The sequence below is a fragment of the Trebonia kvetii genome (assembly GCF_007827045.1).
GTDB lineage: Bacteria > Actinomycetota > Actinomycetes > Streptosporangiales > Streptosporangiaceae > Trebonia > Trebonia kvetii.
This window is the reverse complement of sequence record NZ_RPFW01000004.1, coordinates 336123-360361: the sequence shown is the minus strand read 5'-3', so window position 1 is coordinate 360361 and position 24239 is coordinate 336123. Positions and strand designations below refer to the sequence as shown.

Here is a 24239-nt window from a genome sequence, read left to right as displayed (position 1 = left end):
CAGCGCGTTCGTCGCTGCCCACTCTACGGAGCGGGGCCGAGGGTAGCGCAATCGTTGCCTGAAACAACCTTGACGTTAAACCTATAAGGTCATATCTTTTCCCGCTAAGGCAGCGGCCTCGCTCATCGGGGACAAGGCGCACAGCAGCCCAAATGATCACACTATAGACCCAGGTCTCATAAAAGGACTGAGGGAGGACCTCAATGCAAGAGGCCACGCCGCAGACGTCGGCGCTGACCGACGATGACGACGCGAGGCTAGCGAGTCTCGGCTACAGCCCCCAGCTCAACCGGGTTCTCGGCCTGTTCTCGAACTTCTCCGTCGCGTTCACCTACCTGTCGCCGGTCGTCGGCATCTATTCGCTGTTCGCGTACGGCCTTGGCTTCGGCGGGCCCGCCTACATCTGGACGACGCTGATCCCGGTCGCCGGCATGCTGCTGGTCGCGCTGATCTTCGGCGAACTGGCCAGCCACTACCCGATCGCCGGCGCCATCTACCAGTACAGCAAGTACAACGTGGGCCGCCGGTACGGCTGGTTCGTCGGCTGGTTCTACGGCATCGCGCTGCTGGTGACCGTCGCTTCGGTGGACACCGGCGTCGTCGGCTATTTCACGGCGCTGGTGAACAACTGGTTCGGCTGGAGCATCGACCCGACCAGCCACCTGAACATCCTCATCATCACGCTGGTGCTGCTCGCCATCCAGACAGGGCTGAACATCACCGGCGCCAAGGTGATGGCCCGGGTCGCCCAGTTCGGCGTTTACGTCGAGATCCTCGGCACCCTCGGTGTCGCGATCGCGCTCGCCATCCACGGGTTCCACCACGGCTTCAGCTACCTGTTCACCACTGAGGGCGCGGCGAGTCCGAAGACCAACGCGCTCGGGCTTGACTTCGGCGGGTCTCATCTCGGCGTGCTGATCGTCGCGGTGCTGGTACCGGTGTATATCTTCTTCGGCTTCGAGTCGGCAGGAGACGTGTCCGAGGAGACCAAGGACGCGGGTCGCCAAGTGCCGCGTGCCATGCGGTACACGATGCTCTGGGGTGGCCTCGCCTCGCTGATCCTCACAGCGGCACTGATCCTGGCCATCCCCGGTGGCCCCAAGGGCCTCAGCGACGTCGTCTCTGGCGGCGGCATCCCGGTGATCTTCGCCCAGCTGCCATCGTGGCTGCAGGACTTCGCGCTGCTCTTGGTCATCTTCGCGTTCTTCTCCTGCGGCACATCGATCCAGGGGGCCGGCTCACGGCTAGCGTTCTCCTACGCGCGAGACGGCGCGCTGCCCGGCGCCAAGTGGATCTCCACCGTGCACCCGAGGTTCAAGACCCCGGTCAACGCCCTGCTCGGCGGTTCCGTCGTGACGGCGCTGTTCGTCCTGCTGGTGTTCGCCTCACCGTCGAAGGACCTGCACATCCTCTGGTTCACCTACCCGGCCCACACCAACGCGCTGGTCTCCCTGGTGTCCTTCGGCACCAGCGGCATCTATCTGTCGTTCCTGCTCACGGTCGTCGGCGTGATGATCGCCCGGCGGCGCGGCTGGGTACCTGAAGGCAAGTTCACGCTCGGCAGGTGGGCCTGGCCTGTGTACATCATCGGCGCGGCCTACCTAATGGTGATCCTGGTGGACATCGTGGCGCCGACCGGGCTGTCCAGCCCGCGGGCGTTCATGAACCTCGACTGGATCACGCTGGTCGTCATGATGATCGTGCTCATCGTGGGCGCGGTGTTCTTCCTGCTCTCACGGGGCGGCAAGGCACTGGAAGCGCACATGCGCGACGACGCGGAGAAGCCCGCCGCGGTCAAGTAGTCAGCCAGAACGGATGCGGTCGATTCCCCCGCCGTGCAAGGGGCGCACGGCGGGGGAATCGCGTTTTCTGGGCTTTTCTCACTCAATGCCTGGTTCTTGCCACGCATGGCCGACCCGGCGCCGGGTAGCCGGGAACCTGGTTGGGCCGGCGGGCAGGCGGCAAAATGAGCGAAACTCCAGGTTCCTGAGGGAATCTTCAGGCAACTGGTAGGTTCGGCTAATGGTCCCTTCGGGGTCCGCCCAGGTTCAACGGCGATTCTTCGTGTGTAGCCAGGAACGCAGAGCAGAGCCGTGAACGGATTCGGGGTGGCAGGACCAAATGAGTGAGCCATTCGCACAGTACCCCTACGGACAGTACGGGCCCTACCCGGCACCAGAGCCGCCGCGCCGGCATTACGGCCGGACGGCGCTCGGGCTGACCGCGACGGCCATCGTGGCCGCCGGGGTCGGGGCAGGGGCGGCCATCGGGCTGTCCAACGGGTCCTCCGGCGGGTCGACGGCGACGTCGACCTCAAAGGAAGTGCTGTCCACGTCGCAGATCGCCAACCGGGTCGACCCCGCCATCGTGGACGTGACGTCCACGCTGGGTTACCAGGAAGCCACCGCCAAGGGCACCGGCATCGTACTCACCGCCAACGGCGAGATCCTCACCAACAACCACGTGATCAACGGCGCCACGTCGATCAGCGTCACCGACATCGGCAACGGCAAGACCTACAAGGCGACCGTGGTCGGCTATGACGAGTCGCATGACATCGCGGTGCTCCAGCTGTCCGGGGCGTCCGGGCTGACCGTCGCGTCGACGGGGAACTCCTCCACGGTCGGCGTCGGCGACAGCGTGGTGGCGCTCGGCAACGCGGGCGGCACGGGCGGGACGCCCGCCGTCGCGGCGGGCGCGGTCACCGCGCTCAACCAGTCGATCACCGCGTCCGACGAGTCGTCCGGCTCCTCCGAGCAGCTCACTGGCCTGCTTGAGACCAATGCCGACATCCAGGCGGGCGACTCGGGCGGCCCGCTCGTAAACGAGCACGGCCAGGTGATCGGCATCGACACGGCCGCCTCGTCCGGTTACCAGTTCGGCGGCGGCGGTTCCGGCGGCGGCGGCTTCGGCGGCTCCGGGTCCTCTGGTTCTTCGGGCACCGGGTCGGCGACGCAGGGCTACGCGATCCCGATCAACACCGCCCTCGACATCGCCAAGCAGATCGAGGCGGGTCAGGCGTCCGCGACGGTGCACATCGGCGCGACGGCCTTCCTTGGCCTGGAGATCGCGAGCACCCAGTCCGGCCCCTACCAGGGCGTGACGCTCGCGGGCACCAAGTCGGGCACGGCCGCGGCGGAGGCCGGGCTCGGCCAGGGCGACGTGGTGACGGCGCTCGACGGCAAGTCGGTGACCAGCGGTACCGACATCACGAAGATCCTCGTCGGCCACCACCCTGGCGACAAGGTGAAGATCGCCTGGACAGACACCTCGGGGCAGTCGCACACCGCGACCCTGACCCTGGGGACCGGACCGGCGGCCTAACGCGCCGACCGAGACGTGAGGGCCTGCCGATTCCCTCGAGCGGCAGGCCCTCACCCGTATTCTGGCGGCAAGCAGCCGCACGGCGTCATGAATGTACCGTTGGGCTGGAGCCGGCCCAACGGTACATTCATCGGTGCTAGGGCTAGGGAGCGGGCACCTCGACGCCACGGGCGATGACCGTGGTGAGGCGGAAGGTGTCGTCGAGCAGGATGAGGTCGGCGGCGAGGCCGGAGCGGAGGGCGCCGGTCTCCGCTGCCAGGCCGAGACGGCGGGCCGGGTTAGCGGCCGCGGCCGCGGCGACGTCGGCGACGTCAAGGCCGGCGGCGGTGATGGCGTGGCGGACCACCGCGTCCATCGTGGCGGTCGAGCCGGCGATGGACCCAGGGGCGCCGCCGGGCTCGGCTGACGCCAGGCGTGCGACGCCGTCGGTGACCAGCACGTCGAGGCTGCCAAGGCGGTAGGGGCCGTCGGGCATGCCCGCCGCCGCCATCGCGTCGGTGATCAGCACCAGGTTGTCACGGCCGGCCGCGCGGGCCGCCAGCCGGATCACCGTGTCGTGCAGGTGGGTGCCGTCGGCGACGACCTCGCAGGTGACCTGCCTGTCGAGGAGGGCGCCGGCCGGGCCCGGATCGCGGTGGCCGAGCGGGCGCATCCCGTTGAACAGGTGGGTGGCGTGGCTGACACCGGCGTCGACCGCCGCGGCGGTGACCTCGGCGGAGGCGTCAGTGTGGCCCGCGGCGGCGATCACGCCCGTGGCGGCCGCGGCCCGGATGAGCTGCGTCGCGCCAGGCAACTCGGGTGCGATCGTGATCATGCGCAGCCAGCCGCCCGCTGCCGCGTTCAGCCGGGCGAATGTCGCCACGTGGGGTGCGATCAGGTAGCGGGGATCCTGGGCGCCGCAGCGTGACGCGGCCAGGAACGGCCCCTCCAGGTGGATGCCGTCGATCACGCCATCGCCCGCGAGGCCCGCCAGCATCCGCAGGCGATGCTCGAGCGCGTCGACAGGCGCGGTGACAAGGCTGGCGATGATCCTGGTGCTGCCGTGCGCGCGGTGGAACGCGGCGGCGCGGCGCGCCTCGTCCGCGCCGCCCTCGGTGAACGACGCGCCGCCGCCCCCGTGCACGTGCATGTCGATGAACCCGGGCAGCGCCCAGTGGCCGCGGAGGTCGGCGGGCGCACCGGGTTCGCCCTCCCCCACCGCCGCGATCCGGCCCCCGGAGATGGTCAGCCAGCCGGGTGCGAGCACTCCGTCGGCGGTGACCACCCGGTCGGCGGCGACCGTGAGCTGCCCGGTCACACCCATGTGCAGAAGACCTCCCCTATCCGCCAGACACCTTATTCACCCGACACTGCCTTACTCGCCAGACACTGCCTTACACGGAGTACCGGCCTACTCGGAGGTACTGCCGAGCGAGGTGAACATGCTCGTCCTGGCCTGGGCGAGCGCCGCCTGCATCGCGCCGAGGAGCACCGGCTCGCCCGGCACCGACGTGGGCACCACCCGCGGGCGGGCCAGGCACAGCCGCGGCACCTCGGCGGCGACCCGGGCGGCGAGTTCGGCGCCGCCCGCCTTGCCGATCGTGCCGCCGAGCACCACGAGGCCCGGGTCAAGGACGACGCAGACGGCCGCGACGCCGATCGAGACCCGATGCGCGAGCTCGTCGATGAAGGCCGCGCCGCTGCCCTGCGGTGCGCGGTCCAGGTCGGCGAGCGCCGCGGCGATCGCGTCGCCCGGTGTGGCGGCGGCGAAGCCGTGCTCGGCGGCGAGCGCCTGCACGGCGAGCCCGCCGGCCAGCGCCTGCAGGCCCGCCTTGCTCGGGTGCTCGTTCCCCGCGGGCAGCGGCGCGCCGTGCACCGGCATCCAGCCGATCTCACCGGCGGCGCCGCCGACGCCCCTGCGGACCTCGCCGTTGATCACCGCGGCCAGGCCGAGGCCCCCGCCGAGCCACACGAACGCGAAGTCGTCGAGGCCGGCCGCCGCACCGTCGGCGCGCTCGGCCATCGCCGCCAGGTTCACGTCGTTCTCGATGAGCACCGGGGTGTGCAGCACCTCGCGCAGCGCGTCGAGCACGCCCTCGTGCCAGGTGGGCAGGTTCACCGCGAGCCGCGGCGCGCCTGTTCGCGGATCGAGAACGCCGGGGCTGCCGATGACGACCGCGGAAAGCGCGGAGAAGTCGATCCCGGCGCGCTCGCAGGCCTGCTCGATGGCCTCGCGGACCACGCCTACCGGGTCGTCGGCTCCGTTGGGATCCACGCTGACGTCGGCCACCCGGGTCCCCGTCACATCCGCAACGGCGGCACTGACCAGGTCGGATTCCACATATAGTCCAGCAACGAAAGCACTTGAGGGGACAACGGAGTACAAGGCGGCATTCGGGCCGCGACCGCCCGCCTGCTCCCCCGCGACCATGACCAGGCCTCGGTCTTCCAGCCTGGCGAGCATCTGGGAGACGGTGACCTTGGAGACCCCAGTGCGCTCCGAGAGCTGGGCACGGGTGAGCGGCCCCTCAGCGAGCAGCAGCTCAAGGGCGGCCCTGTCGTTCAGCTCCCGCAGCAGGCTCGGCGTCCCCGGCTTGGTCCGCCGCTGTTCCGCCCCGCTCGCCTTCCCGGCCGGCAGGCCCTCGTCGGCCGCCGCGGTCATCGCGCCGGTCCCGTCAGACGGGGGGTACGGGGGGTCGTCCCCCCGGGAAAAAGGCCGGGTTGCGTGGCCGATACGATGGCGGCTTTTGCCATCGGGCGCGCAACCCGGCGAACGCGGGAGATGTTCCCCCCGGAAGTCATCCTCATCGTCTCCCCTTCGAACGGCCGCAAGCCAAGCAGGTTACGACCAGCACCAGCTTGGCGGGCCATTGTTAAGATCTGGCAACAGGTCTATCTTATAGGAAAGTTTCCAGTTAGTTTCTAGCCATCGGTCGTTCAATCAGTGTGACCGCAAAGATCACCCTCGCAGAAGGAGTGCCAGCAGTGGGACTCAGGAAGAGATCGGCCGCGCTCGGCGCGGTCGCGGGCGCCGCCGCTGCGGCGCTGGCAATCGCTGGCTGCAGCTCCAGCACCAGCACGACTCCTGCCGCAACGGGCAGCACCACCCCGGCCGGCGCGTCGAGCGCCGCCACCTCCCCGAGCGCGGCGGCGTCAGGTCCGGCGACGCTGACCGTCTGGCGGATGGGCGGCTCCGTTCCGTCCCAGGTCACCTGGATGGACAACGTCGTCAAGGAGTTCAAGACCGAATTCCCGCAGTACGCCAACACCCAGGTCAAGGTCGTGTGGGTCCCGTGGGGCAACCGCACCGCGGACTGGAACAACGCGCTGTCCTCCGGCAAGAACATCCCGGACATCACCGAGCTCGGTAACACCGACACGCCCACCGAGGCCGCGAGCGGCATCCTCTCCCCGCTTAACAGCAACCTGAACAGCTGGTCCGGCACCAAGGGCCTGGTCTCCGGGATGCTCGCCAACGACACCCAGAGCGGCACCACCTACGCCGTGCCGTGGTTCGGCGGCGTGCGCGCCGTGTGGTACCGCACCGACCAGTTCAAGAAGGCCGGCATCACCTCCACGCCCACGACCTGGGCGGAACTGCAGGCCGACGCGGTGAAGCTGCAGAATGCCTACCCCGGCACCACCGGCTTCGACGCGATCACCAACGACACCAACGCGTTCGCCAGCTTCATCTGGGGCGCCGGCGGCCAGATCGCCACCCAGGACTCAAGCGGCAAGTGGACCGGCAACCTGACCGACCCGAAGACCGAAGCGGCGATCAAGTACTACGTCGGCCTCTACACCACCGCCAAGGTCTCCTCGTCCAAGTACCTCGGTGAGACCGAGCTCGGCGTCACCGGGGCGACCTCCGGCGGGCCGAACGAGGACTTCGGCCTCGGCAAGCTCGACATGTACATCGACGGATCGTGGGCCAAGGCGACGCTGCCGAAGAACTCGGTGGACACGACCAACATCGCGTCCTTCCCGATCCCGAGCGAGAACGGGCCGAACCCGGCCCCGGTCTTCGCCGGCGGCTCCGACCTCGCGGTCTTCAAGACCAGCCCGAACCAGCAGGCGGCCTGGGACCTGATCTCGGTCATGGACAACCCGGCCAACTCCACCAGCTTCGCCACGCTTTCCGGCTTCTTCTCGCCTTACTCCGCGGAGATCGCCAAGAGCGAGAGCACCGGCGGCGCGTTCAACGCTGGCTTCGCCAAGGCGGCGCTGAACGGGCAGACCGCTCCGCTGAACGCCAAGAACTGGCCCACCGCGGACAACGGCAAGCTCAACATCATCCCGACCATGCTCAAGCAGCTGATGCAGGGGGCGCCGTTCGACTCCACGGTGGCTGCCGCCAACACCCAGCTGGCGAGCGTGCTCAACACCGGCAGCTGAAGCTAGCCGTACCTTCCTATGGTGACCTCTTCGCAGAGCCGGCCGGGGAACTCCTCCCCGGCCGGCTCCACCCCCCAAGAGCAGGAGCCGGACGGCTCGCGTAACACGGCCGGGCGTTCGGCATCGGCTGCCTCTCACCTGTCAATCCAGCAGCGGCTCGCCATCTGGACCAGGAAGCACGGGGCGGGCCCCTACCTGCTGCTGCTCCCCGCGACCGCGGTCATCGGCGCGCTGATCCTGTGGCCAGCCATCCAGGTCGGGCTGTTCTCCTTCCAGGACTACGGGCTGATGCAGATCAGCGGCGTCCTGCCCGCCCACTGGATCGGGTTCTCGAACTACAGCCAGATCCTGCACGACCCGGAGTTCTGGCAGTCCCTGAAGACCAGCGTCTACTTCGCGCTTGTCGTGGTGCCGCTCACGCTGATCGTCGGGACCCTCGTCGGGCTGCTGCTCGTGCGGCTCGGGCCGAAGATGCGCACGTTCGTGTCCGTGTCCGCGCTGCTCGCCTGGGCGACGCCGGCGGTGTCCGCGAGCGTGATCTTCGCCTGGCTCGTCGACCCGGACGGCGGCGTCGTCGACTGGGCGCTTGCCAAGCTCCCGTCCTGGCTGGGCGGCGGGGCGCACTGGGCCAGCTTCTCCTGGACGAACGCCACGCTGCCCGCCTATACCGTGCTGACCGTGATGCTGGTCTGGACCGGCTTCCCGTTCATCGCGGTCACCGTGCTCGCCGGGCTGCGCACGCTGCCGTCCGAGCTGCTCGAGGCGGCGCGGGTGGACGGCGCGGGTGCCTGGCGGACCTTCTGGAAGGTGACGTTCCCGATCCTGCGCCCGGTGTTCCTGGTGCTGGCCCTGCTGTCGACGATCTGGGACTTCGGCATGTTCACCCAGGCGTACATCATCACCGGTGACCTCGGGAACCGGGACGAGTACAACCTCGGGCTCTATGAGTACTCCCAGGCGTTCACCCAGCCGCCGCACTACGGCCTCGCCTCCGCGGCCGCGTTCGTCCTCACGATCATCCTGCTCATCGTCACGGTCGGGTACGTCCGTGCCGCCATCAAGCAAGGGTCACTCGCATGACGTCCGTCCCCGTGTCTGGCACTGGCACCGCTGTGTCTAGCCGTGCCGTGTCCAGCCGTGCTGTGTCCGGTCACGGTGGCCGGCGCTTCGGCCGCGTGTCACGCAAGGCCGCACTGAACCTGGCCGGATTGCTCGTTGCCCTGTTCGCGCTGTTTCCCGTGCTGTGGATGATCTCCACGGCGTTCAAGCCGGCCAGCGAGTTGTACTCGCTGACGCCGCACCCGATACCGCTGCACCCGACGCTGGCGAACTTCCGCAACGTCTTCAGCGGTTCCGTGATCGGGATGTCGTACTGGAACTTCCTCAAGAACAGCCTCTTCATCACGATCGTCTCGGTCGCGGTGTCGTCGCTGGTCGGGCTGCTCGCCGCGATCGCGCTAGGGCGGTTCAAGTTCAGGTTCCGCACCACCTACCTGATCATGCTGCTGATCGTGCAGCTGCTGCCGCAGCAGGCGCTCGTCGTCTCGCTGTTCATCGACTTCCGCAAGCTCAACCTGCTCGACAGCCTCGTCGGGCTGATCGCCGTCTACACCGCGTTCGCGCTGCCGGTCACGATCTGGATGCTGCGCAACTTCGCGGCGACCGTGCCGAAGGAGCTTGAGGAAGCGGCGGCGATCGACGGGGCCGGGGCCTGGACGCGCTTCTGGCACATCCTGCTGCCGATGGTGTCCCCCGGGCTCGTCTCCACCAGCGTGTTCGCGTTCATCTTCGCCTACAACGAGTTCGTGTTCGCGCTGACCTTCCTCGGCACCGACACCGCTAAGTTCACCCTGCCGTTGTACGTGCAGTACTTCTACGGCCAGAATTCCACCGACTGGGGCGCGATCATGGCATCCTCCACCCTCTTCACCATTCCTGTCCTCGCGTTCTTCCTGCTCACCCAGCGCCGGCTGGCGAGCGGCCTGGTCGCAGGCGCGGTGAAGGGATGACGGCTCTGGATTCCGTTGAGCCGCTGGAGCCAGACATCGACCCGGGGCTCGCCGCGCTCGCCGACGCCATCCTCATTCCGCCGTTCTTCGGCACGACGCCACCCCCGTGGCTGCTGCGCGCGCTCGGCCGCGGGCTCGCCGGAGTCACCTTCTTCGGCTCGAACATGACCGGAGACACCGCCGCCCTGACCGCGACACTGCGTGACGCGGCCAAACGAGGGGGGGCTGGGGCCGAGCCGATCATCGCCATCGACGAAGAGGGCGGCGACGTCACCAGGGTGACGTATACGTCAGGTTCGCCCTACCCGGGCAACGCCGCGCTCGGCGCGGTGGACGACGTGGCACTCACCAGGTCCGTGTACGCGGCGATCGGCACCGACCTGGCGCGGCTCGGCATCAACACCGACCTCGCGCCGTGCGCCGACGTGCTCGCTCCCGACGGGAGCCTGGTGGTCGGCACCCGGTCGTTCGGCTCCGACCCCGCGCTCGTCGCGCGGCACGTCGCGGCCGCGGTGGCCGGCCTGCAGTCGGCCGGGGTGGCCGCCTGCGCCAAGCACTTCCCCGGGCACGGCAGCACCGCGGGCGACAGCCACCGTGAGCTCGCCACCGTGGCCGGGACGATGCGGGACCTGCGCGTCCGCGACCTGCCGCCGTTCGTCGCGGCCGTCGAAGCGGAGTCGCTCGCCATGATGCCGGGACACCTGCGGGTGCCCGAGCTGACCGGTGAACTGCCCGCCACGCTGTCGCCCGCCGCCATCACCGGCCTGCTCCGCGGCGAACTCGGCTTCGACGGCGTGGTGATCTGCGACGCGTTGGAGATGAAGGCGGCGAGCGCCGCGTTCGGCATCCCGGAGGCCGCGGTGCTCGCGGTGATCGCCGGCACCGACCTGCTCTGCCTCGGCCGGGACACCGACGAGGCGATGTACCACGCGGTGCGCTCCGCGCTCGCCGACGCGGTGACGTCGGGCAGGCTCCCCGCGCGGCGGCTCGAGGAGGCGGCCGCGCGGGTCGCCGGGCTGCGGGCGCGGCTGACGGCGGACCGCGACGCGTCAGGCATCGCGGCCGACGGCGCGGTCGGCGCGGGCGACGGCATCGGCCTTGTCGCCGCGCGGCGCGCGCTGCGCAGCTCAGGCCCGGTCCCCGGCCCGCTCACCGACCCGCTCGTGGTCGAGGTCGAGCCGGAGGAGAACATCGCCGCCGGCCGGTTCCCCTGGGGCTTCGAGCCGTGGGCCGACGTTCACCGCGTCGAGCTGGCCGACGACGACGGGGCGGCGGCGGCCGGGATTCTCGCGGATGCCGAGGGCCGGTCCCTGGTGCTCGCGGTGCGGGACGCCCGGGGCGTGCTCCCGCTGATCGGCGACCTGGTCAAGGCGCGCCCCGACCTGATCCTCGTCGAGATGGGGGTGCCCGCCTGGGCGCCGCCGGCCGAGATCTCCTACCTGGCCACCTACGGCGCCTCGCGGGCCTGCGCGCAGGCGGCGGCGGAGGCACTGGGCCTCGCCTGACCCTCCGGAACCCTCCCTCCGCATCGGGGGGTACGGGGGGTCGTCCCCCCGGGAGAATCGCTTGCTGAGCGCCCGATACGATGGCGCCCTTTGCCATCGGGCGATCAGCAAGCGGGGGTACGGGGGTCGTCCCCCGGGTTGTCAGGTGACGGGGGCCCGGGAATTACGTGGCGCGCTGCGCCCGGCATTCCCGGCCCGAGGACGGCGCCGGGCGGGTAACACGCCGGACCCGCCCGGCGCCGGTTATTTATGCGCCGTTGTCCGGGGTCGCCCTCGCGACGATGTCCGCGAAGGACACGCCGCGCGGCAGCGTGCCGTAGGCGCGGCCGCCACCCGCCGCCAGCCGGGTGGCCGCGAAGGCGTCAGCGATCGCCGGGTGGCCGTGCCTGACAAGCAGAGACGCCTGCAAGGTGACCGCCAGCGACTCGGCGAGGCGCCTGCCGCCGGCCTCCGACGGTTCCGCGGCGTCCTTGCGCAGCCGGTCGAGCGCGTCGTCGAGCCTGCCATCGGCGCCGCGCGCCAGGTCGAGTTCGGCGAAGAAGGCATCGGCGGCCTCCGGCTGGCGGGTCAGCGCGCGCAGCGTGTCCAGCGCGGCCACGTTGCCCGAGCCCTCCCAGATCGACCCGAGCGGCGCCTCACGGTACAGCCTGGGCATGCCGGACTCCTCCACGTAGCCGTTGCCGCCCAGGCACTCGAGCGCCTCCGCGGCATGCGCCGGGGCCAGCTTGCACACGTGGTACTTCACGGCGGCCAGCGCGAGCCGGCGGAACGCCCGTTCCCGCTCGTCGCCGCCCGCCGCCCGGTCCGCCGCGGCGGCCAGCCGCATCGCCACCACCGTGGCGGCCTCGGATTCGACCGCCAGGTCGGCCAGGACGTTGGCCATCAGCGGCTGGTCAAGCAGCGGCCTGCCGAACGCGCTCCGGTGCCGCGCGTGGTGCGCGGCGTGCAGCACGCCGAGGCGCATCCCCGTCGCCGCGGCGAGCACGCAGTCGAGCCTGGTGGCGTTGACCATGTCCAGGATGGTCCGCACCCCGCGCCCCTCCTCGCCGACCAGCCAGGCGGTCGCATCGGAGTACTCGACCTCGGCGGAGGCGTTCGAGCGGTTGCCGAGCTTGTCCTTGAGCCGTTGCAGGTGCATGCCGTTGCGGCTGCCGTCGGGCAGCACGCGCGGCAGCAGGAAGCAGGACAGGTCCGCCCCTGGCGTGCGGGCGAGCACCAGGAACAGGTCGCCCATCGGGGCGGAGGTGAACCACTTGTGGCCGGTGATGCGGTAGCTGCCGTCCGCGGCGCTGACCGCAACTGTCGTGTTGGCGCGGACGTCGGAGCCGCCCTGCTTCTCCGTCATCGACATGCCCGCGGTCAGGCCCTGCTTGGCGGCCGCCGGGCGGTGGCCCTTGTCGTACACCGTGGCGGCGAGCAGCGGCTCGTACCGTGCGGCCAGCTCTGGAGCGTGCCGCAGGGCCGGGACGACCGCGTAGGTCATCGAGACGGGGCAGAGGTGGCCCGCCTCGGCCTGGCCCCACAGGTAGAACCGGGCGGCACGATCCAGGTGCGCGCCGGGACGCGGGTCCTGCCACGGGGTCGCGTGCAGCCCGTGCTCGATCGCCGTCGTCATCAGCTCATGCCAGGCGGGGTGGAACTCCACCTCGTCGATCCGGTGGCCGTAGCGGTCGTGGGTGCGCAGCTTCGGCGGGTTCTCGTTGGCCAGCCTGCCCTGCTCCTGCGCGCGCTCGCTGCCCGCGAGGCGGCCGATGCCGCGCAGCTGGGCCAGCGCGGTCTGCGGACTGTCGGGAGTGTCGGGGCCCGGAGCGGCGCCAGCACCCTGGCGTCCGTCCGGGTGGAACGCGCGCAGGGCGTCGTGCAGCGCGGGGTCGGCCGACGCGTCGTAGCCGGCGAGCGGCGGCGGCTGGTTGGTCACCTGGTGCGTGGGCATCGCGGGGCCTCCCTGCGCGCGGCGCTGTCGTTGACGGGCCGCGCCTGCGACGATGTGACGTGCGGCGGGGGTGGCGGGAACCACGCACCCGTTCCGGATGATCCCGAATTTAGGGGACCAGCCTGGCGGTGAGCCAGTCGGCCATCCGGGAGCGCGACTCGTACGCGCGGTTGGTGACCCCGTGGCTGCCGTCTGGGTAGATCAGCAGTTCGGCGGCGGGCAACCGCGAGGCGAGCCGCTGCTGGTGGTGGGCGGGGATGATCGTGTCGCGGCCACCGCCGACGATCAGCAGCGGTGTCGCGATGTGCCCGGCCGCCTCTTCGAGTGTGAGCTCGGCGGCCTTGGCCCTGGCCTCGTCGGCGGTCTTCGCGCCGGAGCGCGCCTGGAAGGTGGCCCTGGTCTGCGGCGGGAGCTCGTCCCAGCCGAGGTCAAGCCGGTACGGGCCGGCCAGGGCGACGACCGCCTGCAGCCTCGGTTCGTAGGCGGCCGCCCGGGCGGCATAGTAGCCGCCAAGACTCACGCCGAACAGGCCGATCCGCGTCGCTTCGATCTCGTCGCGGCCGCACAGGTAATCCACGGCCGCGGTGGCCACCTTCTCGTAGCGGGGCTCGATGGGCAGCTCGTATTCGGCCTCGCCCTGGCCAGGGCCGTCGATGGCGAGGGTGGCAAGCCCGCGGGCGAGGAAGAACTCCGCGTTCGCCTGCAGCTCCTCCTTGGTTGAGTCGAGGCCGGGGACCATGATCACCGCGGGCGCCTTCGCCTCGCCAGGCGCCTCGCCAGGCGGCACGCGCAGGTAGGCGGCCAGCGCGTGGTTCCCGTAGGGGACGTGGACGAGCTCGGCGGGCGGGGTGAGCGCCGCGGCGGCCCTGCGGAAGCAGGCGACGGTCCGCTCGTGCGCGGCGCGCTGCTGCACCGGGTCGTCGGTGAAGACGAACTTGCCCCAGTGCCAGGCCAGGGCGGCGCGCTGCCAGGCGCCCGCGGCGGTGGCGGCCTGACCCGCATCGTCGGCCGCCTCGGCGAGCTGCTCGTAGTGCGCGGCAGTGACGCCCCATTCCCGGCACCAGTCGGCCCAGCGGGTGATCCGCGCCAGGGTCGCGATGAAGTCGCCGTAGTCGGTGCCGTTCGCGATGAATCGGAAACCCCAGTGCGCGGCGGCGCCCGCGACGCGGGCATCGGTGGGCGTTTCTGGTTGTTTGTCTGGCGTCATGGGGCGATCCTAGGCCCGGCGCCGACGGGGGTCATCCTGCCGTGGCGCATTTCCCCGCTCGCCTCCTGGCACGGCCTTGGCTCGCGGTGGCGAACGAGCGCGAAAAGCAAAACGAGTCTTCAGGGACAATAGACGTATGACCGAGCCCCAGCAGGCCAGCGACGAGCGGGCAGGAACTGTCCGGCAGGCCAGCCCCGATCTGCCCGGCAACGACCCCGGCACCGGCTCCGGGACCGCGCCGCCGGCGCCGACGAGCACAGCCTGGACGTCGAGCGGGCGGACGCCGCTGCGGAACTTCCTGCGCACAGAGACCGGCTCTGCCACCATTCTCGCCCTGGCCACGCTCGCGGCGCTGATCTGGGTCAACGTCGCCGGGGGCAGCTACGACCGGCTGTGGGCGACCGAGCTGTCTGGCCGCGTCGCCGGGCACGCGATCACCATGAACCTGCACGAGTTCGTGAACTCGGGCCTGATGGCGCTGTTCTTCCTCGTCGTCGGCCTGGAGGCGCGGCGCGAGTGGGACATGGGCGAGCTGCGGGTGCGCAGCCGGCTCGCGCTGCCGTTCTGCGTCGGGGTCGGCGGCATGGTGGTCCCGATCGCGATCTTCCTGGCGATCAACGCCGGGCGGCCGACCGCGCACGGCTGGGGGGCGGCGGCCTCCACCGACACCGCGTTCGCGCTCGGCGCGCTCGCGCTGGCGGGCGGCAGCCGGCTGCCCGACCGGGTGCGCACCTACCTGCTGACCTTCTCGGTCGTCGATGACCTGTTCGGTCTCGCGATCATCGCCGTGTTCTACAGCGGCCACGTCTCCTGGCTGCCGCTGCTGATCGGCGGGGCGCTGCTCGCGACGTACTTCGTGCTGAACAGGCGGGGCTTCCGCAACCCGCCCGCCTACCTGCTCATCGGGGTGGGCGCGTGGGTAGCCTTCTTCGAGTCCGGAGTCGACCCGATCGTCTCCGGGCTGGTCATCGGCCTGCTGACCTGCGCATACCCGGCGGCTCGGGAGAACCTCGAGCAGGCGAGCGACGCGTTCCGGCTGTTCCGCGAGCAGCCCACCGCGCGCCTGGCGGCCGAGGCGCGCGAGACGGTGCGCGGCGCGATCTCGCCGAACGAGCGTTTGCAGGAGCGCTACCACGGGATGACCAGCTACATCATCGTCCCGCTGTTCGCGCTGGCGAACGCGGACATCAAGATCAGCGGGTCGTTCCTCGCGCACGCCTACACCTCGCCGGCCACGCTCGGCATCATGATCGGCTACGTCGCGGGCAAGCCGCTCGGCACCGCGGGCATCGCGTGGCTGGTGAGCAAGGTGACCAAGCGCCGTCTGGCGCCGCCCGTCGGCTGGGGCGCGGTGCTCGGTGTCGGCACGGTCGCCGGGATCGGGTTCACGGTGTCGCTGCTCATCGCCTCGCTCGCCTTCACGGGCAACGACTTGGCCGAGGCGAAGCTCGGGGTGCTTTCCGGCGCGATCTGCGCCACGCTGCTCACCTGGCTGGTGTTCCGCGGCATGGGCCGGCTCTCGCCGCGGACCAGGCTGCGCGCGCTGTACGGCACCACGGGGACCCTCACCGACCTGGCCGTCCCCGTCGACCCCGAGCGCGACCACATCCGCGGTCCGCGCGAGGACGCCCTGGTCACGCTCGTCGAGTACGGCGACTTCGAGTGCCCGTACTGCGGCCAGGCGGAGCCGGCGGTGCGCGGCCTGATCAGGGAGTACGGTGAGCTGCGCTTCGTCTTCAGGCACCTGCCGCTGACCGACGTGCACCCGCACGCGCAGCTCGCAGCGGAGGCCTCGGAGGCGGCGGACGCGCAGGGCGCGTTCTGGGAGATGCACGACGCACTGATGGACCATCAGGGCGCGCTCACCTTCAGCGACCTGATCCGGTACGCGCGTGACCTGGGACTCGACACGGCGCGGTTCACCACTGACCTGCGCAAGCACTCCGGCGCCTACCGGGTCGCCGAGGACGTGGACTCCGCGGACCTGGCCACCGTGTCCGGCACGCCGACGTTCTTCATCAACGGCAACCGCTACTACGGTGCGTTCGACCTGGCCGCGCTGAAGGAGGCCGTGCGGGCTGCGAAGGCGCGGGCGGTCATCGGCGAGCGGTCAGCCGTATGACCCGTGTGCTGTGATACGACCGGTTAGTCAGCAGGAATCCGTTGACCGAAGGGGCGGTGGCGTTGACGCTTGACGACCGGAGCGGCCGGAGCATCGCGATCACGGGCGGGTACGTCGTCCCTGTCGAAGGCGAGCCCATCGACGGCGGCACCGTGCTGATCATCGACGGCAGGATCGCCGAGGTCGGCCCCGGCATCCAGGTTCCGCCGGGGGTGGAGGTGATCGACGCCGGCGGCCGCTGGGTGCTGCCCGGGCTGATCGACGCGCACACCCACCTGGGCGCCCGCGAGGAGGGAGAGGGCTGGGCCGGCCACGACACCAACGAGCTCACCGGCCCGATCCAGGCGCAGGTCCGGGTGCTGGACGCGATCAACCCGGCCGACGAGGGGTTCCGCGACGCGATCGGCGGCGGCGTGCTGACCGCGGGCATCACCCCCGGTTCGGGCAACCCAGTCGGCGGCCAGACGGTCGCGATGCACACCTGGGGCCGGACCGTGGATGACATGGTGCTCCGCTCCCCCGCCGGCATGAAGTCCGCGCTCGGCGAGAACCCCAAGCGGGTGCTCGGCGAGCGCCGGGTCAACCCGTCAAGCCGCCTCGGCACCGCCGCCGCGATTCGCGCCGCGCTGGTGGACGCGGTCAACTACCTGGAGAAATCCCGAGAAGATCCATCCGAACGGGATCGGGTTCCACCGCCACGCGACCTGAAACTCGAGGCGCTTGGCCGCGTGCTGCGGCGTGAGATCCCCTGGCGCCAGCACTGCCACCGCGCCGACGACATCGCGACGGCGCTGCGGCTTGCCGCGGAGTTCGGCTACGACCTGGTCATCGACCACGGCACCGAGGCCTACCTGATCGCTGACAAGATCGCCGCCGCCGGCGTCCCCGTGGTCACCGGTCCGCTGATCACGGCCAGGTCCAAGGTCGAGCTGCGGAACCGGACGATGGCCAACCCCGGGCTGCTCGCGGCGGCCGGGGTCACCATCTCGATCGCGACCGACCACCCGGTGGTCCCGGTTCACCTGCTGATCGTCCAGGCGGCGCTCGCCGTCAGGGAGGGCCTGGACCGGGAGACCGCGCTGCGTGCGGTCACCATCAACCCGGCACGGATCATGCGCGTCGATGACAGGATCGGCTCGCTGGTTCCCGGCAAGGACGGCGACGTGGTGCTGTGGTCGGGCGATCCCTTCGATGTCATGTCCCGGGTCGAGCAGGCCTGGATCGGCGGGCGCGAGGTGTACCGCTACGACTACACGGCCCGGTCAGGCGTCTTCGCGGCACCATAAGGTGCGCCGATGAGCATCTTCATTGCCCAACTGGATTGTGACGACCGTGCCACCGATCAGTGGCGCGACCACGACCAGGGGGATGCCGACATCCCCCGGCACCGCCCGCAGCACGAGAAGGACGGCCGCTGCGCTGGCCGTCAGGAACAGTGCTGCTGCCAGGGCGGCCATGCGCACCTGAGTGAACCGAGCGCTCACCGCGGCGATCGCACCTGTCACCGAAAGCAGGGCGACCGGGATGAATAGAAACAGCCACGGCCAGGATTCCCAGTTCAAGGCAGTTGCGCCGACGTCAAACGCGACCGTGGTCGCGGCGAGCAGCCAGGCCGAACTCGCGACGGATATTGACCACGGCAGCAGTTCTGCCTGCCGCTGGCGCCGGGCGGCCTGCAACTGAGCGCGAGCTTGGGCGGCGCTAATGCGTTTTTCCGCCTCGGACAGCCGCACCTTGGCAAGGGCGTGCAGGACTCCCGCGTCGTCGGCTGACATCAGGTGCTCCATGACGATCTTGCGTCGGCCCATGTCAATAGCGTCGAGCACATCGAGGGCGTGCGACCTTTCCATCACCACGAGCGCGTGAGCGAGAAACCGCTCCTCAAGCGACGCCGTCAGCCTTGCGGCCGTTGCCGGCGGCATGGCGTCGAGAATCAGTCCGGTCACATTGGGCTTGCGGAAGCTGGCTGCGATGCCGGCTTGCTGTTTTGAGCCCACCCGCCCCAGGATCCGCGCCGCGTGCACAGGTTCCCGCAGGACCTCCAGGAAGGCTGCGGCCCGGGCGTGACTGAGCAGCCTCAAGATCGCCGCGACTTCGTCGTCTTTCATGTCGTTCAGCGCGTCGGCCGCCGTGTCAGGGGAGCGGACCTTCTCAAGGTAGTCCGCGGCGCTCTCGGGTCCCATCGCGCGCAACTCCGCAGCCGTGATGGGGTGTGGCGGCGGCGCGTTACGCGGCCGGTCGGCGCGAGGTGCCTCCTGCCCCCGTGGTTGTTCCTGTCGACGGCGGCCGCCCACTCGTCCGGTCTCGATCTCTCTCAGCTTTTCCGCGACGACGGACGCTGACCGTGGCCGCTTGGTCCGGTCCCGTTGGAGCAGCCCGAGGATCAGGGAGGTGAGCTCCGGCGGAACGGGCTCGATGCCGCGGGGCGACTGGGGCGGTACGTCCCATTGGGACCGGTCGACCCTCGCCCAGTCATGGGCCCTGCCGAAGGGCGGGAAGCCGGTCAGCATTTCGTACACGACACAGCCGAGCGAGTACAGGTCTGAGAGTTCGTCCGCTGCGTCGGCGCTACCACTCTGCTCCGGCGACATGTACGCGGGGGTTCCCATGACGAGCCCGGGCTGGGTACGCGTCCTGTCACCGCCGACCCACTTCGCGATGCCGAAGTCGCAGAGCTTGAGGTGGTCGTCACTCACGATGAACAGGTTCGACGGCTTGATGTCGCGGTGCACTACGCCCTTGCCGTGGGCTGCGGCCAGCGCCTTCGCCGCCTGGACCGCGAGCGCCACCGTCCTGGCCACAGGCAGTCCGCCGGAACGTGACTCGAGTATCGCGGCAAGGTCACTGCCCTCAAGCAATTCCATGACGATGAAAAATTGCCCGTCATGTTGTCCGCAGTCGTAAGCGACGGTGATCCCCGCATGATTGAGATTGCCCAGGATCTCTGCCTCGCGCCGGAAGCGGCTGATCAGCTGGGGATCTGGGTGATCGCTCCGCAGGACCTTGATCGCGACCTTGCGGTTGAGCCTGGGATCATGGCCGCGCCAGACAGCTCCCATGCCGCCGTTGCCCAGCACTTCATCGACCCGGTATCTCTCGTCGAGGATCGTTCCCGGTCCGACGGCCATGCCCCACCTCGCACCAGTCTCTGGATCGACGCGACCGAAACTGTGACGTTCATTCAGTCTAGATCGATTCGTCTGGATTGTGCCGCTGGACTTGCGCGGTTGAGGCCGACTGACGTTATGCGGTGTTGAAGGTGCCGGTGGCGATCACGGTCCCGTTGTTGTCGACCAGCCGGGCCCCGCTCAGGTCCCCCAGGTATGCCGGGGCGGGGGCGCCCCACGCGCCCTGCCCGTCGGCGAGCCGGAATGAGCCGATCGTAGTGACCCGGCCGTCCTCGCCGATAACCTGGCAGGTCACCTCTCCGTTGCCGGAGCCCATGTCGATGGACATGTATAGCCATTCCGGCTTACCCGAGTACGAGTAGAGGAAGACCTGCCCGACCTGCTTGTTGTTCGCGGACACCAGGTTGCCTGAGGTCAGCGGCCCGCTCGCGGACACTGCCGCGGGCGCGTTGGCCACGCCTACCCGCCAGCCGCCGAGGCCCGCCACGACGATGGCGAGACCCACCCCGCCGGCTGCCAGCATCCGGCGCATCCGGCCGGGACCGCGCCTCCTGGTTCCGCCGGGCCTGCTTCCGTCTGGCCCAGCGCCGTCGGGTCTGGCCTGGGGCGCGCCGGGCTGTTCGGCGCCGGGACGCCTCGTGTCCCTGCCTGCCTCCCGGTGCCGCGGCGTAAGCGTTCTTGCCGGGATCGGCGACGGACGTGTCTCCTGCTCGTCGTCGTCCTCGGGGTCCTGCGCCACCTCGTGCTCCGCGGGCGCCGGCAGCCCGAGCCGCTCAAGCACCCGGATCTCGAATCCGGCAGGCGGCTCGGCGGCAGGCAGCAACTCCCGCAACTGCTCGCCGGTGGCCATCAGCTGGCGCACATGCTCGCGGCACGCGTCGCACCCGTCCAGGTGCGCGATCGCGATCGCGCGCTCGCGACCCGTCAGCACGCCGAGCGCCAGCTCGGCGGCGGCGTCGGCCAGTTCTGGGCATGTCATGTCGTTTAGCTCACTCATCTCCCGCCTCCTCCGGGAGGAAGGCGGCCCGCAGTTTCTGCATGCCGTCTCTTATCCGCGTCTTCGCGGTACCGAGGGGAATTCCCTCAGTATCGGCGATTTGTCGTGCTGTCATGCCATATATCCCCGCCATGGCCACCGCACGCGCCTGAGGCTCGGGCAGCCGGGTGAGGGCCCGTCGCACTCCCTCGGCGCTGTCGTTGGCGACCGCCATCCGCTCCGGGCTGTCGGTCATCGCGGCGAGCAGCACCGGCAGGTCATCCGGGTCCATCGGCACCGCTGAGCGGGCACGGACGACGTCGATCGCCAAGTTGTGTGCGATCGTCGTCAGCCATGTCCTGACCGAACCGCGCCGGGAGTCGTACACCGACGCGTGCCGCCACGCCTGCTCGAACGCCTGCTGCGCGACGTCCTCCGCAGTGGCCGAGTCGCCGGTGACAGCGAGCGCCACGCCGAAGACGATCCGCTGGAAGCGGCGGACGAACGCCACGGCCGGCTCGGCGTCGCCCGCGCCGAGGCCGGCGAGCAGCGACTCATCGGACTGCCTGTCGCCTGCCGTGCTCATGATGCCCATTGTCCGCGTGCCTCAGGTACGTGTCGGCACCGGTGACCGTCGGCCGACTACCTGCGCGGCCGGCTGTGCGAACGCGAGCAGGCACGCGGCGACGAGCAGCACGAAGGCGGCGGTGAACTCGACCGCCAGGGAGAGCTCCGCGTAGGGAGATGCCAGGCTCTCGGTAAAACCGAACAGCCCGACGTTCACGCTGAGCAGCAGCCCGACGGCGGTCGCGACGCCGGTCACCGCGCCGATGACGAGCAGCGCGAGCCAGCGAAACGCCACGACGGCCACCGCGATGACGATGCTCGCGATGCCTTGCAGCAGGAACAGCGGCCCGATCACGCTGATGTCCTTGTAGCCGTCCGACCACAGCATCAGGTGGATCACGCCGGACCAGACGAGAAAACCAGCTCCTGTCGTGGTCAGCGCGAGGACGGCCCAACGGGCGATCTGCGAGTTCAGCGCACCCGGCCTGCGGAGCAGGAACCCGATGACGCTTTCGCGGTTGAACATGACACTTACCCCCTTGGTGTGTCAGGAAGATCCGATGGCCGGCCCGGGGAGTGCCTGCACGCCCTCCCCGGGCCGGGTCTGGCCGGCCACGGACCGGGTTTGGCCGGCGCTGTTGCCCGGCATTCCGGCGAGGAACATGGCCATCCCAGAGTCCGTGATCGCCGGTCAGTAGCCGCCGACGGTCTTCATGGTTGGCGCCTGGGTAGCCGGCGAAGACCCGCCGGCGCTCGTGGTGAACGAGCTCACCGACGCGGTCACGTCGCTGCCCCTGGGCGAGACGAGCCACCACTTCGCGCCGAACTGAGTGCTCCCCTGGCCGCTGGCCGTACCCGATCCCGAGTCGCCGACGTAGTAGTACAGCGCGTGCCCGTCGTAAGTCACCTGCTTGCTCCCGTCGGACCGGGTGATCGAGCCCAGGTCGCTGGCCTTGGCACTGCCGGAGGCGGTCACGGTGCCGCTCGCCATCAACGGCGGCCAGGCTCCGGCGCACGCCCCTGAGCAGGCGGACATGCCGCTGCCGTCCTTCGTCCACAAGTACACGGCGCGACCCGAGCCGTCGGTCAGGATCGTGCCAGCCGACGACGAGGCGGTCTTAATGACCGTGGAGCCCGATCCGCCTGCACTGCTTGACGCGCCGGCCGGAGTTGCCGCCGCGCCCCCAGGACTGCTGCTTGTGCTGCTCCCGCTGGAGCACGCTGCCGCAAGGACCGCCACGGCGGCCGCGCCGCCCACGCCAGTGGCCAGCTTGGCCGCCGGGGACATCCGCTTCACCATGGACCTTGTCATTCTGTTCATCTCCCGTCTAGCGCGGTACTGCCGCGCCAGTGCATCGCCCCAAGCACCTATCGATACCAGTACGGGCGATGAGCAAAACGGGATTGGTACCGGACGGGGGAAAGGGTGTGATCCCGGCCACTGCCGCGTGTTAAGGTGCCGCGGCGCGCCCAGCGGCGGTGCGATCAATCACGGAACACGAATTCGTTGAGGATCTCCCGGCCGAACAACTGCCGGCGATCGAGTTCGGTCAGTTGCGCGGTGTCCGCCGCGTCACGCCACTGGGTCCTGATGATCTCGACTTGGGTGTCGATGATTGCTTTCGCTTCTGCCGCGGCCAGCAGGTACACCTCGCTTGCGCCGAGGCAGGTGCTCAGCTGGCTGGAACGCTCCCCGGCCCGGCCGATCGCCATCGCCTGGTTCGCCTGGGGGACGGATCTGGGCTGCGGGCAGATGTCATACGCGGGAGTGAGGGTCAGGCTGCCGTCGGCGTTGACGAACGCGGCGTGGTTGCGCGGATGATCGTCGGTGTTCCCGACGAGGACATTGAACACGATGCGGCCGAACAGCTCCCGCAGCGTGTCGGCGGGGTCGGTGAATGACCGGCGGACGTGGTCGGCCAGAGTCGCGTAGCTGCCGTACCGGGCCCCGGTGAAGTCGTCAAGGCCGAGAATCGTCAGTGCGGACACCATGTGGTGCCGCCGTCCGCCGCCTGGCCGGTCGAACCTGTCCACGAGCAGTACGTCCTTACCCGCGACGCGGGCGACCTCGGACCCAGCGACCTTGAGTCCGCAACGGCGGGCCAGTTCCATGGCGACGGCCTCTGCCTTCACGACTGGCCGGATGTCGCTGGTGGAGGAGAATTTCGCGATCAGGCTGCGGCCTGCGGCAGTCAGCAGCACCTTCGGGCGGGCACCGCCGATCGAGGAACCGCGCGTGAGCGCCTCGGCCAATGCCGGCGGCAGCATCCGTCCCGTCTCGATGTCCGCGGCCGCCGCCATGAGCTGTTCGAGTGTGGCCGACGGCGCGTCCCGAGGGACGTACTCGGCGGGGCTTTCCAGGAAATCCAGCGCGCCGATCCGGTCTGAGCCCGATTCGAGCAGGTAGGTCAGCATGCTGAGTTCACTGGTGTCGCTGTCACCGGTCAGGTGTCCGATGTGCCGTGCCAGGATGACTCGCTGTCCCCACGAATCCGGGGCGGCATCACGCAGGCAGCCGGCGATGGTCAGGCCGCCGTGCGGGCGCAGCACCCCCGCGCTGACCGGAAGCTCCGGCTCATACAGTGCCATGGCATCGGTCCGCTGCCGGTAAGACCGAGCGTACGTAAACGTGTGCAGCGGCCCCTCGACGTCGATCCGGCCGACCACGACCGGCTCGGCCGCTCCGGGAAGCCAGGTCCAGGCAAATGCGCTCCGCGGGTCAGAAGTCGTCATCTGGTGCCTCCTGCCGCGGGTAGACGCGGGACGGCAGGACTGCCAGGCGGTCGCGTTCACGGGCGGACAACGCGCTCAACTGGCCTGCGGGAACCCCGAAGAGCTCAACGCCGACCAGCGCCGCGAGTTCGAACATCACGCCGATCGCTACCGTCGGCTCGCCGCGCTCGGCATTGCGCAATGTCGTCGAGGAAACGCTTGCGCGCTCGCACAGTTCCGCCTGCGTCCACCTCCGCAGGCGGCGCCCTTCGGCAATCCTGAGTCCAAGCACGCGCGCGGCGTCGAGAACTTCCGGTGAGTAGGAATGGGGACGACGCACGAGGACCTCACAACCAGGAAGCGCTGGTATACCATCGCTATC

Annotated in this window: 19 protein-coding genes; 8 read left to right on the top strand and 11 right to left on the bottom strand. The window is 69.9% G+C overall.

Annotation, left to right across the window (positions count from 1 at the left end):
* The first annotated feature begins 203 nt into the window (after nucleotides 1-203).
* Both EAS64_RS21610 and EAS64_RS21605 read left to right on the top strand, forming a co-directional pair.
* A complete protein-coding gene (locus EAS64_RS21610) occupies nucleotides 204-1802 on the top strand; it encodes an APC family permease (RefSeq protein ID WP_145855446.1) in 1599 nt (532 codons plus the stop codon).
* Nucleotides 1803-2121: 319 nt separating this feature from the next.
* Nucleotides 2122-3324, top strand: coding sequence for a S1C family serine protease (locus EAS64_RS21605; RefSeq protein WP_145855444.1), 1203 nt, complete (start codon nucleotides 2122-2124; stop codon nucleotides 3322-3324).
* Nucleotides 3325-3466: 142 nt separating this feature from the next.
* Here EAS64_RS21605 and nagA read toward each other — a convergent pair whose 3' ends face one another.
* Nucleotides 3467-4627, bottom strand: a complete 1161-nt coding sequence (nagA, locus tag EAS64_RS21600) for an N-acetylglucosamine-6-phosphate deacetylase (protein ID WP_145855443.1) — start codon at nucleotides 4625-4627, stop codon at nucleotides 3467-3469.
* Nucleotides 4628-4714: 87 nt separating this feature from the next.
* Nucleotides 4715-5965 (bottom strand): ROK family transcriptional regulator, encoded by a 1251-nt coding sequence (locus EAS64_RS21595; RefSeq protein ID WP_145855441.1) that lies wholly within the window; start codon nucleotides 5963-5965, stop codon nucleotides 4715-4717.
* Between the two features lie 323 nt (nucleotides 5966-6288).
* Here EAS64_RS21595 and EAS64_RS21590 point away from each other — a divergent pair, with 323 nt between their 5' ends.
* From EAS64_RS21590 to EAS64_RS21575, 4 genes are read left to right on the top strand one after another with little or no spacing between them, the layout of a single operon-like run.
* Entirely contained in the window at nucleotides 6289-7698 is a 1410-nt protein-coding gene (locus EAS64_RS21590) for an extracellular solute-binding protein (RefSeq protein ID WP_145855439.1), read from the top strand.
* Nucleotides 7699-7719: 21 nt separating this feature from the next.
* Nucleotides 7720-8778, top strand: a complete 1059-nt coding sequence (locus EAS64_RS21585; RefSeq protein ID WP_187366088.1) for a carbohydrate ABC transporter permease — start codon at nucleotides 7720-7722, stop codon at nucleotides 8776-8778.
* Nucleotides 8775-9707, top strand: coding sequence for a carbohydrate ABC transporter permease (locus EAS64_RS21580; RefSeq protein ID WP_145855436.1), 933 nt, complete (start codon nucleotides 8775-8777; stop codon nucleotides 9705-9707). The genes EAS64_RS21585 and EAS64_RS21580 overlap by 4 nt, the downstream gene beginning before the upstream one ends.
* Nucleotides 9704-11212: a glycoside hydrolase family 3 protein gene (locus EAS64_RS21575; protein ID WP_145855434.1), complete on the top strand. Its 1509-nt coding sequence runs from the start codon at nucleotides 9704-9706 to the stop codon at nucleotides 11210-11212. The genes EAS64_RS21580 and EAS64_RS21575 overlap by 4 nt, the downstream gene beginning before the upstream one ends.
* Before the next feature lie 247 nt (nucleotides 11213-11459).
* Here EAS64_RS21575 and EAS64_RS21570 read toward each other — a convergent pair whose 3' ends face one another.
* Nucleotides 11460-13145 carry an acyl-CoA dehydrogenase family protein gene (locus EAS64_RS21570; protein ID WP_145855432.1) on the bottom strand — a complete coding sequence of 562 codons (1686 nt, stop codon included), beginning with the start codon at nucleotides 13143-13145 and terminating at the stop codon, nucleotides 11460-11462.
* A 109-nt stretch (nucleotides 13146-13254) separates the two neighbouring features.
* On the bottom strand, nucleotides 13255-14352 hold the full coding sequence (locus EAS64_RS21565; protein WP_145855430.1) for an alpha/beta hydrolase family protein: 1098 nt from the start codon (nucleotides 14350-14352) through the stop codon (nucleotides 13255-13257).
* Nucleotides 14353-14488: 136 nt separating this feature from the next.
* On the opposite strand from EAS64_RS21565, the gene nhaA reads away from it, so the two are divergent.
* Both nhaA and EAS64_RS21555 read left to right on the top strand, forming a co-directional pair.
* Nucleotides 14489-16474 (top strand): Na+/H+ antiporter NhaA, encoded by a 1986-nt coding sequence (gene nhaA / locus EAS64_RS21560; RefSeq protein WP_145855428.1) that lies wholly within the window; start codon nucleotides 14489-14491, stop codon nucleotides 16472-16474.
* Nucleotides 16475-16515: 41 nt separating this feature from the next.
* Complete coding sequence (locus EAS64_RS21555) at nucleotides 16516-17760, top strand: amidohydrolase (protein ID WP_246115799.1); 1245 nt, start codon at nucleotides 16516-16518, stop codon at nucleotides 17758-17760.
* Here EAS64_RS21555 and EAS64_RS21550 read toward each other — a convergent pair.
* From EAS64_RS21550 to EAS64_RS21520, 7 genes are all read right to left on the bottom strand, one after another.
* Nucleotides 17737-19602 (bottom strand): protein kinase domain-containing protein, encoded by a 1866-nt coding sequence (locus EAS64_RS21550; RefSeq protein WP_145855426.1) that lies wholly within the window; start codon nucleotides 19600-19602, stop codon nucleotides 17737-17739. The two genes, EAS64_RS21555 and EAS64_RS21550, sit on opposite strands and share 24 nt — an antisense overlap.
* 115 nt (nucleotides 19603-19717) lie before the next feature.
* Nucleotides 19718-20599, bottom strand: a complete 882-nt coding sequence (locus EAS64_RS21545) for an anti-sigma factor family protein (protein WP_145855424.1) — start codon at nucleotides 20597-20599, stop codon at nucleotides 19718-19720.
* Entirely contained in the window at nucleotides 20592-21164 is a 573-nt protein-coding gene (locus tag EAS64_RS21540) for an RNA polymerase sigma factor (protein WP_222849495.1), read from the bottom strand. Before EAS64_RS21540 ends, EAS64_RS21545 begins: the two co-directional genes overlap by 8 nt.
* 21 nt (nucleotides 21165-21185) lie before the next feature.
* Nucleotides 21186-21671: a hypothetical protein gene (locus EAS64_RS21535; RefSeq protein WP_145855420.1), complete on the bottom strand. Its 486-nt coding sequence runs from the start codon at nucleotides 21669-21671 to the stop codon at nucleotides 21186-21188.
* Between the two features lie 165 nt (nucleotides 21672-21836).
* Nucleotides 21837-22457: a COG4315 family predicted lipoprotein gene (locus EAS64_RS21530; RefSeq protein ID WP_222849494.1), complete on the bottom strand. Its 621-nt coding sequence runs from the start codon at nucleotides 22455-22457 to the stop codon at nucleotides 21837-21839.
* Between the two features lie 173 nt (nucleotides 22458-22630).
* Nucleotides 22631-23878, bottom strand: coding sequence for a type II toxin-antitoxin system HipA family toxin (locus tag EAS64_RS21525; RefSeq protein ID WP_145855418.1), 1248 nt, complete (start codon nucleotides 23876-23878; stop codon nucleotides 22631-22633).
* Nucleotides 23865-24197 carry a helix-turn-helix transcriptional regulator gene (locus EAS64_RS21520; RefSeq protein WP_187366087.1) on the bottom strand — a complete coding sequence of 111 codons (333 nt, stop codon included), beginning with the start codon at nucleotides 24195-24197 and terminating at the stop codon, nucleotides 23865-23867. The genes EAS64_RS21525 and EAS64_RS21520 overlap by 14 nt, the downstream gene beginning before the upstream one ends.
* Nucleotides 24198-24239 lie beyond the last annotated feature (42 nt).